Annotated in this window: 13 protein-coding genes; 6 read left to right on the forward strand and 7 right to left on the reverse strand. The window is 68.9% G+C overall.

The annotated features are described in order from the left end of the window. Nucleotides 1–258: 258 nt before the first annotated feature. Nucleotides 259–1953 (forward strand): M48 family metalloprotease, encoded by a 1695-nt coding sequence (locus J8I33_RS25275; protein WP_209939370.1) that lies wholly within the window; start codon nucleotides 259–261, stop codon nucleotides 1951–1953. A gap of 39 nt (nucleotides 1954–1992) precedes the next feature. Here the strand turns inward: J8I33_RS25275 and J8I33_RS25280 are convergent, their stop codons facing one another. The 6 genes from J8I33_RS25280 to J8I33_RS25305 form a co-directional block, all read right to left on the reverse strand. After that, nucleotides 1993–2580 (reverse strand): DUF2946 family protein, encoded by a 588-nt coding sequence (locus tag J8I33_RS25280; protein ID WP_050014561.1) that lies wholly within the window; start codon nucleotides 2578–2580, stop codon nucleotides 1993–1995. After that, entirely contained in the window at nucleotides 2573–3610 is a 1038-nt protein-coding gene (locus tag J8I33_RS25285; protein ID WP_050014560.1) for an alpha/beta fold hydrolase, read from the reverse strand. The genes J8I33_RS25280 and J8I33_RS25285 overlap by 8 nt, the downstream gene beginning before the upstream one ends. A 33-nt stretch (nucleotides 3611–3643) precedes the next feature. Beyond that, complete coding sequence (locus J8I33_RS25290) at nucleotides 3644–4090, reverse strand: nuclear transport factor 2 family protein (protein WP_050014558.1); 447 nt, start codon at nucleotides 4088–4090, stop codon at nucleotides 3644–3646. Nucleotides 4091–4205: 115 nt separating this feature from the next. Next, nucleotides 4206–5243, reverse strand: coding sequence for a lipopolysaccharide heptosyltransferase II (waaF, locus tag J8I33_RS25295; protein ID WP_050014556.1), 1038 nt, complete (start codon nucleotides 5241–5243; stop codon nucleotides 4206–4208). Between the two features lie 140 nt (nucleotides 5244–5383). Further along, a complete protein-coding gene (locus tag J8I33_RS25300; RefSeq protein WP_006482499.1) occupies nucleotides 5384–5578 on the reverse strand; it encodes a zinc-finger domain-containing protein in 195 nt (64 codons plus the stop codon). 50 nt (nucleotides 5579–5628) lie between these two features. Next, nucleotides 5629–6552 (reverse strand): branched-chain amino acid transaminase, encoded by a 924-nt coding sequence (locus J8I33_RS25305; RefSeq protein ID WP_006477940.1) that lies wholly within the window; start codon nucleotides 6550–6552, stop codon nucleotides 5629–5631. Between the two features lie 206 nt (nucleotides 6553–6758). On the opposite strand from J8I33_RS25305, the gene J8I33_RS25310 reads away from it, so the two are divergent. The 3 genes from J8I33_RS25310 to J8I33_RS25320 all read left to right on the forward strand — a co-directional run bounded on the left by J8I33_RS25310 (nucleotide 6759) and on the right by J8I33_RS25320 (nucleotide 9311). Further along, nucleotides 6759–7514 carry an AzlC family ABC transporter permease gene (locus J8I33_RS25310; protein ID WP_050014553.1) on the forward strand — a complete coding sequence of 252 codons (756 nt, stop codon included), beginning with the start codon at nucleotides 6759–6761 and terminating at the stop codon, nucleotides 7512–7514. Beyond that, nucleotides 7511–7834, forward strand: coding sequence for an AzlD domain-containing protein (locus J8I33_RS25315; RefSeq protein WP_050014552.1), 324 nt, complete (start codon nucleotides 7511–7513; stop codon nucleotides 7832–7834). The genes J8I33_RS25310 and J8I33_RS25315 overlap by 4 nt, the downstream gene beginning before the upstream one ends. Before the next feature lie 280 nt (nucleotides 7835–8114). After that, nucleotides 8115–9311: a phosphoglycerate kinase gene (locus tag J8I33_RS25320; protein WP_050014551.1), complete on the forward strand. Its 1197-nt coding sequence runs from the start codon at nucleotides 8115–8117 to the stop codon at nucleotides 9309–9311. 157 nt (nucleotides 9312–9468) lie between these two features. Here J8I33_RS25320 and J8I33_RS34775 read toward each other — a convergent pair whose 3' ends face one another. Continuing rightward, on the reverse strand, nucleotides 9469–9597 hold the full coding sequence (locus tag J8I33_RS34775; protein WP_256975618.1) for a hypothetical protein: 129 nt from the start codon (nucleotides 9595–9597) through the stop codon (nucleotides 9469–9471). On the opposite strand from J8I33_RS34775, the gene pyk reads away from it, so the two are divergent. Together pyk and fba are read left to right on the forward strand one after the other, a co-directional pair. Next, a complete protein-coding gene (gene pyk / locus J8I33_RS25325; RefSeq protein ID WP_050014704.1) occupies nucleotides 9596–11032 on the forward strand; it encodes a pyruvate kinase in 1437 nt (478 codons plus the stop codon). The two genes, J8I33_RS34775 and pyk, sit on opposite strands and share 2 nt — an antisense overlap. A 318-nt stretch (nucleotides 11033–11350) precedes the next feature. Continuing rightward, nucleotides 11351–12415 carry a class II fructose-bisphosphate aldolase gene (fba, locus tag J8I33_RS25330; protein WP_050014549.1) on the forward strand — a complete coding sequence of 355 codons (1065 nt, stop codon included), beginning with the start codon at nucleotides 11351–11353 and terminating at the stop codon, nucleotides 12413–12415. Nucleotides 12416–12579: the final 164 nt, after the last annotated feature.

Below are 12579 nucleotides of genomic sequence, written 5' to 3' on the forward strand. Positions count from 1 at the left end.
GTGGAACGGCGTGCGCGCGCACGTCCGTCGATCCGGCTTCGCGGTCGGCCGCGCTTCGAATCCCGTACCGGCGCGACGAACCGATCCAACCGCGCAGCGGGCGCCTATCATAGCAGCGGCGTTCGCGTTGCCGGACGCGCAGATGACGCATGCGCGGCAGGGGACAGTCGTCGCGGCGCCGGTACAATGACCCGAATATTCAGACCAAACGCCGCGATGCGCGCCGCGCGCGCGGGACGGCGTCGTATTCATCCTGCCATGCGTGTCAAACAGTTGCTTGCCGTGTCGCTGTCGGCCGCGCTTGCGCTGCCGCCGGGCGGCCATGCGCAGAGCGCCGCCGCGCCGCCGCTCGAGCCGGCAGCGGGCGGCGCGACGTCGATATCCACCGTGCCGTCCGGCATCGCGACCGGCGTGTTCGGCACGTACGGCGGCGCGGAGAGCCGGTTCTCGGGCGCGGACGGTGCGTCGGCGCCGGTCGCGAGCCTGCGCGCGCCGCTGCGTGCGCTGGAGCTGCCCGATCTTGGCGACGGCTCCGGCGGCGCGCTGACGCCGCGGGCCGAGCGCCGGCTCGGCGAGCGCGTGATGCGCGAGGTGCGGCGCGATCCCGACTATCTCGACGACTGGCTCGTGCGCGACTACCTGAACGCGATGGCGGCGCGGCTCGCGGCCGCGGCGGCGGCGCGCTACATCGGCGGCTACACGCCCGACTTCGACCTGTTCCCGGTGCGCGATCCGCAGATCAACGCGTTCTCGATGCCGGGCGGCTTCATCGGGATCAACAGCGGGCTGGTGGTGACGACGCAGACCGAGTCGGAGCTCGCATCTGTGGTCGGCCACGAGATGGGGCATGTGCTGCAGCGGCACATCGCGCGGATGATCGGCGCGAGCGAGAAGAGCGGCTACACGGCGCTCGCGACGATGCTGCTCGGCGTGCTGGCCGGCGTGCTCGCGCGCAGCGGCGATCTCGGCAGCGCGATCGCGATGGGCGGGCAGGCGTACGCGGTCGACAACCAGCTGCGCTTCTCGCGTTCGGCCGAGCGCGAGGCCGATCGCGTCGGCTTCCAGTTGCTCGCGGGAGCCGGCTACGACCCGTATGGGATGCCGGGCTTCTTCGAGCGGCTCGATCGCGCGTCGATGGGCGATGCGGGCGTGCCGGCCTACGCGCGCACGCATCCGCTGACCGGCGAGCGGATTGCGGACATGGAGGATCGTGCGCGCCGCGCGCCGTACCGGCAACCGCGCCAGTCGGCCGAATACGGGTTCGTGCGCGCGCGGCTGCGCATCCTGCAGAACCGGGCGCCGACCGACATCTCGGCCGAGGCGCGCCGGATGCAGCTCGAGATCGACGATCGCACCGCGCCGAACGTCGCGGCGAACTGGTACGGCATCGCGCTCGCGAACACGCTGCTCGGCCAGTACGATGCGGCGGACAAGGCGCTCGCGTCGGCGCGCGGCGCGTTCGACGAGCGCGGGCGGCGCGACGACGATCCGGCCACCCGTTCGCCGAGCCTCGACGTGCTGGCCGCCGACATCGCCCGCCGCGCGGGCCGGACCGACGACGCGGTACGGCTGTCGGCGCTCGCGCAGCGGCACTGGCCGGCGTCGCACGCGGCGATCGTCGCGCACCTGCAGGCGCTGATCGCCGCGCGCCGCTTCGCCGACGCGCAGACGCTCGCGCGGGCGCAGGCGAAGGCCGACCCCGAACAGCCGGACTGGTGGGATTACCTCGCGAAGGCGAGCGACGGCAAGGGCGACGTGCTCGCGCGGCGCCGCGCGCTGGCGGAGAAACTGGCGCTCGACGGCGCGTGGCCATCGGCGATCCGGCAACTGAAGGAAGCGCGCGACGCGAAGGACGTGTCGTTCTACGAGCAGTCGATCATCGGCGCGCGGCTGCTGGAATTCGAGGCGCGCTACAAGGAAGAGCGCGACGACGAGAAGAACGGCCGCGGGTAGCGGCCATCGCGCGGCGAACGCGGCCGGTGCCGCCGCGGCTCACTGGTCGCTGTCGGCCGCGTCGCGCGCGCGGCGCGCCGGGCTGGCGACGTAGCCGAACCGTGCCGGTACGTCGGCGCACGCAATGCTGCCGAGCGGCAGCGTACGGCCGTCGCGCCAGCGCAGCACGGGCGGCTCGGCATCGAAATCCGCGTGATCGGCGAACAGCCCGAGGTCGTGATCGTGCAGCGCCGCGATGCGCGCGGGCGTGCCGGCGTCGCGAAACAGCACGCCGCCGCCGTCGTCGAGCCACGCTGCCTCCGGCTTGAACGGGGCGCCCGTCTGGTCGGTGAGCGCAAGCTGCCCGTCATGCTCGGCGAGCCGCACGACCCACGGCGTATAGGCGAGTTCGACGTACACGCGCTGCGGCCCGTTCTGGAAGAACCACTGGCCCTGCGCGTCGCATGCGTAGTTGCGGCCGATGAACGCGTTCAGCGCCGCATGCCGGATCGGCGAACCGAGCTCGCCGGCCGCCTGCGCGGCGTCGTCGCGCAGCCGCCATGCGCCGCGCCGATCGAGCAGCAGCCAGCCGGTGCAATGCGGCACGTTCGGCCATTTGGCGAGCGCCTGCCTGACGATGTCATCCATGGTCGACGAATTTCGAGCAATAGCCGAACACCCGCGCCGACAGCCAGTCGAGGCGGCCGGGGAACGGCCCGGTCATGAAGCCCGCGTGGCCGCCGTGCGCGGGCTGGTCGAGCTCGACGGCCGGCGACACGTCGGCCGGGCCCGGCAGCGCCGATTCGGGCAGGAACGGGTCGTTGCGGGCGTTGAGGATCAGCGTGGGCACGTCGATCGCGCGCAGCAGCGGGCGCGTCGTCGCCTGGGTCCAGTAGTCGTCCGCGTTCGCGAAGCCGTGCAGCGGCGCGGTCACGACTTCGTCGAAGTCGCGCATCGTCACGGCCCGCAGCATCGCGTCGCGGTCGAACAGCCCCGGATACTGTTCGAGTTTCGCGAGCCCCTTGCGTTTGAGCGTCTTCAGGAAGCTGCGCGTGTAGACCATCGCGAAGCCCTGCGACAGCGCGCGGCCGCCGGCATGCACGTCGATCGGCGTCGAGATCGCGGCGGCGGCGCGCACGATCGACGTGTCGCTGCGATGCTCGCCGAGCCAGCGCAGCAGCACGTTGCCGCCCAGCGACACGCCGGCCACGACCAGCGGTCCGCGGTGCTGCGCGGCGAGCCGGCGCAGGATCCAGTCGACCTCGGCGCTGTCGGCGAGATGGTAGAAGCGCGGCTGCCGGTTGATCTCGCCGCTGCAACTGCGGAAGTGCGGGACGACCGCGTGCCAGCCGTGCGCGCGCGCGGTGGCCATCATCGCGAGCGCGTAGTGCGAGCCGGAGCTGCCTTCGAGGCCGTGGAACAGCACGAACAGCGGCGCGTCGGGCGCCGGCGCCGCGCTGTCGAGGTGCGCGACCCAGTCGAGGTCGATGAAGTCATGGTCGGGCGTTTCCCATCGCTCTCGCCGATAACCGACTACCGGCCGCCGCGCGAACAGCGCGGGCACGATGGTTTGCACATGGCTGTTGGGCAGCCAGCGCGGTGCGCGATAGCGCAATGAATCGTCGTCGGGGGCCGGGGGCCCGGTCAGCGGCGAGGTGGGCGGAGAAGCCGTACTCATGATCGCCCCGCTAATGCGTTGCTTCGTTTTTCGTCAGTGCAGCGGACCCTGCCCGTGACGGATCTTCGCGGCGAATTGTCCGGCCGCTCGTTCAGGAATCGGGCTCGCGTGGATGTGCGCGATGCGCCATTCGCCACGTTCGTGGATCATCACGTACGTCGCGAAAACCATGTCGGGTTCGGCCGTCAGGTCGGCCTGCTGATGTGCTTCGGCGATCGTATAGACGACCGTGCCGAGGCTGTCGTACACGCGGATGTCGAGCGGCTCGATCGTGACGGGGCGCGTCGCGAGGCGATTGCCCAGCCCGCTGCGGATCTGGTCGAGGCCGTGCAGATGCTCGCCGTCCGCCCACACGCAGCTGGCGAAATCCTCGTCGATCCACAGCGCCAGCAGCGCGTCGAGATTGGCATCCGCGACGGCCTGGTAGTAGGCGTTCAGCGTATCGGCGGCAGCTTCGAACAGGCGGGCAAAACGTGGCATCGGGGTGGTCTCTCGCGCGCATCGCGCGCCGTATTCAGCACGGCGGCCCGGATCGAGCCGCCGTGCACCGGTGAATCGGATTGCCCGGCGCGCCGTGCGACGCTGCCGGTCAGGGTCAGCGCTGCCCGACGAGCATGCCGCGCAAATCGCCGAATACCTGCTCGGGACCGAGTTCGCGCAGGCACTTCAGGTGGCCGAGCGGGCACTCGCGTTCGAAGCAGGGACTGCATTCGAGATGTAACCATTGTACCTTCGCCAGGTCCGACAGCGGAGGGGTATGGCGCGGATCGGTCGATCCGTACAACGCGACGAGCGGCCGGCGCAACGCGGCGGCGACGTGCATCAGCCCAGAATCGTTGGTGACGACCGCGTTCGCGCGCGCGATCAGCGCGCACGCCTCGGACAACGACGTCTGCCCGCACAGGTTGCGCACGTTCGGCGCGTGGTCGGCGATCGCCTGCGCGGCGGCCGAATCCTTCGGCGAGCCGAGCGCGACGATCTGCGTATACGGGAACGACTGGTGGACGATGGTCGCGAGCGACGCGAAGTGCTCGGGCGGCCAGCGCTTGGCCGGGCCGTATTCGGCGCCGGGACAGAACACGACGAGCGGCTTGCGCGTATCGAGATTGAAACGTGCGGACACGCGCGCCGTCTCGTTCAGGTCGGCGTCCAGGCGCGGCGCGGGCAGCGTCTTCATCGACTCGGGCAGCTTCGCGCCCGGCGCGTACGCGAGCGCCGCGTAATGGGTCGTCATCGGCGGCCGCTCGCCCGACTTGTCGGGGTTCGCGTGCCGCACGTTCAGCAGCCCGTAGCGGTGCTCGCCCGTATAGCCGATGCGCAGCGGAATGTTCGCGAGCCACGGGATCACCGCGGACTTCAGCGAATTCGGCAGCACGTACGCCGCGTCGTAGCCGACGTCGCGCAGGTCGCTCGCGAGCTGCCAGCGGCGCAGCAGCTGCAGCTTGCCGTGCGCGAGATCGGTCGCGTAGACATCGTGGATCTCGGGCATCCGCTCGAGCACGGGCGCGACCCAGGAGGGTGCGACGGCATCGATCGCGATGCGGGGATGGAGCTTTTTCAGCAGCGCAAAAAGCGGCTGCGCCATCAATGCGTCACCGATCCAGTTCGGTGCGATAACCAGCGCTCGACGCATCAGGTCGACTTCCGATGTCGTAATGAAGCACGGCGCACGGGCGCCGCGTTCGGGTTGCCAGAATGGGGAAGGGCGGCGCGCCGGACTGCCGGCTGCGCCGCCTTGCGGGTCGGCGGGCCGTCAGGCCCGGCCGCCGGGGCTCAGTGACCCTTGACGACCTCGCCGTCGCGCAGCTTGTAGCGCGTGCCGCAGTACGGGCAGCGCGCCTCGCCGTGCGATACGTCGATGAAGACGCGCGGGTGCGCATTCCAGCGCGTCATGGCCGGGTTCGGGCAGTAGGCGGGAAGATCCTTGGCCGTCAGCTCGACCAGCGGCATTTCCTTGATTTCGCTCATGAGACTTTCTCTTATCACTCTTGTGTGGGGCGGTCGGTGGCGCGGCGCGCTCAGACCTTCGTCAGCCAGTGCGCGTACTTCGCGTTCTTGCCCGACACGATATCGAAAAACGCCGACTGGAGCTTTTCCGTGACGGGGCCGCGCGCGCCGCTGCCGATCGTGCGGTTGTCGAGTTCGCGGATCGGCGTGACCTCGGCGGCCGTGCCGGTGAAGAACGCTTCGTCGGCCGTGTAGACCTCGTCGCGCGTGATGCGCTTCTCGATGACCTCGATGCCGGCGTCCTTCGCGAGCGTGATGACCGTGTCGCGCGTGATGCCGTCGAGGCAGGACGACAGGTCGGGCGTGTACAGCTTGCCGTTGTTCACGAGGAAGAAGTTCTCGCCGGAGCCTTCGGACACGTAGCCGTCGACATCGAGCAGCAGCGCTTCGTCGTAGCCGTCGGCCGTCGCTTCCTGGTTCGCGAGAATCGAGTTCACATACCAGCCGGATGCCTTCGCACGCACCATCGACACGTTCACGTGGTGGCGCGTGAACGACGACGTCTTCACGCGGATGCCCTTCGCGAGGCCGTCCTCGCCGAGGTACGCGCCCCACGGCCACGCGGCGATCGCGACGTGGATCGTATTGCCCTTCGCGGCCACGCCGAGCTTTTCCGAGCCGACCCAGATGATCGGGCGCAGGTAGCACGACTCGAGATGGTTCTCGCGCACGACCGCGAGCTGCGCGGCTTCGAGCGTTTCGCGGTCGAACGGCACGTCCATCTGGAAGATCTTCGCCGAATTCAGCAGGCGTTTGGTGTGCTCGCGCAGGCGGAAGATCGCGGTGCCGCCGTCGGCCGTCTTGTACGCGCGCACGCCCTCGAAGACGCCCATGCCGTAGTGCAGCGTATGGGTCAGGACGTGGATCTTGGCGTCGCGCCAGTCGATCAGCTTGCCGTCCATCCAGATCTTGCCGTCGCGGTCGGCCATTGACATAGGATTCTCCTGGAAGCGGTGATGTGCTGCGGGTGGTGTGCAGCGTTGAACCGGAAAGACGCTTATTTTAGCGTCATTTGGGGACGATCCGGTCGGGCGGCACGGGGCCGGCGCTATAATCGTCCGGTACCGATTCCAATAACGATGGGTCGCACGGCAGGAGGCGCCGGCGTCCCGACGAACCGCCCGCTGCGGCCCGCTTTCCGATGCTCGCTCGATTGTCCGCCACCGACCGCTTCGCGCTGATCCAGGGCGCGCGCGACTATTCCCCGACACTGATGGCGATCCTGTCCTGGGGGCTCGTCACCGGCATCGCGATGAGCAAGTCCGTGATGACGCTCGGGCAGGCGAGCGCGATGTCGCTGTTCGTCTACGCGGGCTCGTCGCAGCTCGCGGTGCTGCCGCTGCTCGCGGCGAAGCTGCCGATCTGGACCGTGTTGCTCACGGCCGCGATGGTCAACCTGCGCTTCGTGATCTTCAGCGCCGGGCTGGCGCCCCATTTTTCCTACCTGCCGCTGTGGCGGCGCCTCGCGATCGGCTATTTCAACGGCGACGTGATCTATCTGCTGTTCCAGAAACAGGGCTTCGCGTACGGCCGCGTGCCGGGCAAGGAAGCGTATTTCTGGGGGATGGCGCTCGCGAGCTGGGCGTCGTGGCAGGTGTCGTCGCTCGCCGGCATCCTGCTCGCGAGCGTCTTTCCCGCGAGCTGGGGGCTGGAGCTGGCCGGCACGCTCGCGCTGATCCCGATCATGGTGTCGGCGGTCGCGAACCGCTCGACGCTCGCGGCCGTCGCGGTCGCGGGCATCGTGTCGCTGATCGCGTTCGACCTGCCGTACCGGCTCGCGCTCCCGATCGCGGTGCTCGCCGCGCTCGCGGCCGGCTGCGCGGCCGATTTCTTCGTCGAGCGCGCCGACTGGCGGCGCATCCGGACCGAAACCGTGCACGAAAAGGACATCGAATGAGCGCGACCGAGATCTGGATCGTCATCGTCGGGATGACGATCGTCACGGCCGTCACGCGCGCGCTGTTCCTGATCGGCGGCGAGCGCACCGTGCTGCCCGAACGCGCGCAGCGCGCGCTGCGCTACGCGCCGGCCGCCGCGCTGGTCGCCGTCGTGTTGCCCGACGTGCTCGAAACGCCGGCCGGACTGTCGTTCGGGCTGTCCAATCATCCGTTCTACGCGGCGCTCGCCGGCCTCGGCTGGTTTTTGTGGCGGCGCAGCATGCTCGGCACGATCGTCATCGGGATGCTCGTGTTCACCGCACTGCGGCTGATCTTCTGATGCACCGCCCTTCCGGCCCGATCACTGCCGGCCGGCTGTGCGCCTGTCTTGCTGCGATGCGGCAATTCGTCCGTTCCGGCGCGCGATCCCAAATAGGCGGAATTCGCCGTCGCACGGGTCAGTCTGCCGGATGGATCGGCTAGAATGCCCGTTCGAGATTTTTTACCCGTGCGCGTCTTGCGAACCGCCAGCCACGGCCGCATCCGGCGCCCTTTCGCGGCAGCCCGCGCACGTCCAGCGTGAACCCCCTTTCCCCATCCACCACTTCAATCTGTTCAACATGAGCCAAGTCAAGCGTCTTACCGACCTGATCGCCGCCGGCCAGCTCGCCGGCAAGCGGGTGTTCATCCGCGCCGACCTGAACGTCCCGCAGGACGACCAGGGCAACATCACCGAGGACACGCGCGTGCGTGCGTCCGTGCCGGCCATCCAGGCCGCGCTCGACGCCGGCGCGGCGGTGATGGTCACGTCGCACCTCGGCCGTCCGACCGAAGGCGAATTCAAGCCGGAAGACTCGCTCGCGCCGGTCGCGAAGCGTCTCGCCGACCTGCTCGGCCGCGACGTGCCGCTCGTCGCGAACTGGGTCGAGAACGGCGTGAACGTCGCGCCGGGCCAGGTCGTGCTGCTCGAGAACTGCCGCGTGAACAAGGGCGAGAAGAAAAATTCGGACGAGCTCGCGCAGAAGATGGCGAAGCTCTGCGACGTGTACGTGAACGACGCGTTCGGCACCGCGCACCGTGCGGAGGCGACCACCCACGGGATCGCGAAGTACGCGCCCGTGGCATGCGCGGGCCCGCTGCTTGCTGCGGAACTCGACGCGCTCGGCAAGGCGCTCGGCAACCCGGCGCGCCCGCTGGTCGCGATCGTCGCCGGTTCGAAGGTGTCGACCAAGCTGACCATCCTGAAGTCGCTGGCCGGCAAGGTCGACCAGCTGATCGTCGGCGGCGGCATCGCGAACACGTTCATGCTCGCGGCCGGCCTGTCGATCGGCAAGTCGCTCGCGGAAGCCGATCTCGTCGCCGAGGCGAAGGCGATCATCGACGAAGCGCGCGAGCGCGGCGCATCGGTGCCGATCCCGACCGACGTCGTCACCGCGAAGGAATTCTCGCCGACGGCCGCGGCCACGGTGAAGCAGGTCGCCGACATCGAAGCGGACGACATGATCCTCGACATCGGCCCCGATACGGCCAAGGCGCTCGCGAGCCAGCTCGAGAAGGCCGGCACGATCGTGTGGAACGGCCCGGTCGGCGTGTTCGAGTTCGACCAGTTCGGCAACGGCACCAAGACGCTCGCCGAAGCGATCGCCAAATCGTCCGCGTTCTCGATCGCGGGCGGCGGCGACACGCTCGCGGCCATCGCGAAGTACGGCATCCACGACCAGGTCAGCTACATCTCGACGGGCGGCGGCGCCTTCCTCGAGTTCCTCGAGGGGAAGAAGCTGCCGGCGGTGGAAGTGCTCGAAACGCGGGCGGCCTGAGCGTGGCGGCGCGCGCAGGGGTGACGAAGGCCGCGCGCTCCGCGAAAGCGGAGCAGCCGGCCGGCGCGGGCAAGCGCACACGCGCGCCCGCGCGGGCGAACACCGCCCCGCGCGCACCGGCGGCCGCCGGCGACGCGGCCGTGCAGCACCACGAGATTCAGAACAAAGCGATGCCGGGCGCCAGCACCGGCACGCCCCCCGGAACGGCGGCCGCTGGGCCTGCCGGTTCCGGCTCTCGCAGCGTTTCACCCAGCGCATCCACCTTGATCCAGATGAGGAGTTTCATGCAGCGCGCCACCAAGATAGTCGCCACGATCGGCCCGGCATCCAGTTCGCCGGAGATTCTGCTGCAGATGATGCAGGCGGGCCTCGACGTCGTGCGGCTCAATTTTTCGCACGGCACGGCCGACGATCACCGCCAGCGCGCCGAAATGGTGCGCGAGGCCGCCCGCAAGGTTGGCCGCGAGATCGCGATCATGGCCGACCTCCAGGGCCCGAAGATCCGCGTCGGCAAGTTCGAGAACGGCAAGACGACGCTCGTGCCGGGGCAGCCGTTCATCCTCGATGCGGGCTGCGAACTCGGCAACGACGAGCGCGTCGGCCTCGACTACAAGGAGCTGCCGCGCGATCTGAAGCCGGGCGACCTGCTGCTGCTGAACGACGGCCTGATCGTGCTGACCGTCGAGCGCGTGCTCGGCGACGAGATCCACACGATCGTCAAGGTGGGCGGCGAGCTGTCGAACAACAAGGGGATCAACCGCCAGGGCGGCGGCCTGTCGGCGCCGGCGCTGACCGCGAAGGACATGGAGGACATCCGCACCGCGATGTCGCTCGGCGCGGACCTCGTCGCGGTGTCGTTCCCGAAGAACGCGACCGACATGGAAATGGCGCGCCAGCTCGCGAACATCGCGGGCGCGCCGTACGGCATCAAGCCGAAGATGATCGCGAAGATCGAACGCGCGGAGGCGATTCCGGCGCTGCAGAGCATCCTCGACGCGTCCGACGGCATCATGGTCGCGCGCGGCGACCTCGCGGTCGAAGTGGGCAACGCGGCCGTGCCGGCGCTGCAGAAGCGGATGATCCGGATGGCGCGCGAGTCGAACAAGCTCGTGATCACCGCGACGCAGATGATGGAATCGATGATCTACGCGCCGGTGCCGACCCGCGCGGAAGTGTCGGACGTCGCGAACGCGGTGCTCGACGGCACCGACGCGGTGATGCTGTCGGCCGAGACGGCTGCCGGCAAGTATCCGGTCGTCACGATCGAGACGATGGCGGCCGTGTGCGTCGAGGCGGAAAAGTCGGAAGAAGTCGAGCTGGACAAGGACTTCCTCGACCGCACGTTCACGCGGATCGACCAGTCGATCGCGATGGGCGCGCTGTTCACCGCGTACCACCTGGGCGCGAAGGCGATCATCGCGCTGACCGAATCGGGCGCGACCGCGCTGTGGATGTCGCGTCACTACACGCACGTGCCGATCTTCGCGCTGACGCCGCGCGTCGGCAGCGAGCGCACGATGGCGCTGTACCGCAACGTGACGCCGCTGCACGTCGACTTCAACAGCGACCGCGATTCGGCGCTGCAGGCCGCGCTCGAGATCGTCGTCAAGCAGGGCTACGTGCAGCACGGCGACATGGTCGTGCTGACCGTCGGCGAGCCGATGGGGCAGGCGGGCGGCACCAACACGCTGAAGATCGTGCGGGTCGGCGAGCACTATTGAGCGCCGGCTGAACCGCATCGCGCCGGCCGGCAGACCGGCGGCCCGGATCGGCTGCAATCGATCCGGCACCGTTTTTTTGCGCACAGGCCGCGCGGGGTCCGAAGCCCCGCGCGGCTTTTTTTCTCCTTTTTGGCCCGATTGTGCCGTGCGAACGTAACAAATTGCGAGCGGGCGCCACCGGGCGGTCGGAATCGGAGGCGCTTCGCGATAAAATGCGGCTATTCGACGCTCAGCCGCGCCGCGCCGTCCCGGTTCAGAGGGGAGTGAGCGCCGCGCCGGCGTCAGGGCGCACCGGTTTTCATTCCAAGGAGTTCCACAATGCCTCTCGTATCAATGCGTCAATTGCTGGACCACGCGGCAGAGCACGGTTACGGCCTGCCGGCCTTCAACGTGAACAACCTGGAGCAGGTCCAGGCGATCATGGCGGCGGCGGATCAGGTCGGCGCGCCCGTGATCATGCAGGCATCGGCCGGCGCGCGTAAGTACGCGGGCGAGCCGTTCCTGCGCCACCTGATCGAAGCAGCGGTCGAATCGTATCCGCACATCCCGGTCGTGATGCACCAGGATCACGGCCAGTCGCCGGCGGTCTGCACGGCCGCGATCCGCAGCGGCTTCACGAGCGTGATGATGGACGGTTCGCTCGAAGCCGACGGCAAGACGGTCGCGTCGTACGAGTACAACGTCGACGTGTCGCGCAAGGTCGTCGAGATGGCGCACTCGATCGGCGTGACGGTCGAAGCCGAACTCGGCGTGCTCGGCTCGCTCGAGACGATGAAGGGCGACAAGGAAGACGGCCACGGCGCGGAAGGCACGATGACCCGCGAGCAGTTGCTGACCGATCCGGAGCAGGCCGCCGACTTCGTGAAGCTCACGCAGTGCGACGCGCTCGCGATCGCGATCGGCACGTCGCACGGCGCGTACAAGTTCTCGAAGAAGCCGACGGGCGACATCCTGTCGATCCAGCGCATCAAGGAAATCCACGCACGCATTCCGAACACGCACCTGGTGATGCACGGTTCGTCGTCGGTGCCGCAGGAACTGCTGGCCGAGATCCGCGAATTCGGCGGCGACATGAAGGAAACCTACGGCGTGCCGGTCGAGGAAATCCAGGAAGGCATCAAGCACGGCGTGCGCAAGATCAACATCGACACCGACCTGCGTCTCGCGATCACCGGCGCGATCCGCCGCTACCTGTTCGAGAACCCGGGCAAGTTCGATCCGCGCGACTACCTGAAGCCCGCGCGCGAAGCCGCGAAGCAGGTGTGCGTCGACCGTTACCTCGCGTTCGGCTGCGAAGGCCAGGCCGGCAAGATCAAGCCGGTGTCGCTCGACAAGATCGCCGAGCAGTACAAGTCGGGCGCGCTCGCACAGGTCGTGCGCTGAGACTGTAGTACGATTGCCCCGCCCGGTTCTGCCGCCGGGCATGGGCTGGCTGCCCGTTCGGCCGGATTTGATCCGGCCCCGGCAGCCGTTCCGTCCGGCCGAACAAGGGCCGGCCGGCAGCCGCCCGGGTGCTGCGCCCGCCGGTTCGCCGACGTATTGCAAGA

The sequence above is a fragment of the Burkholderia sp. AcTa6-5 genome, from assembly GCF_017815075.1.
Taxonomy (GTDB): domain Bacteria; phylum Pseudomonadota; class Gammaproteobacteria; order Burkholderiales; family Burkholderiaceae; genus Burkholderia; species Burkholderia sola.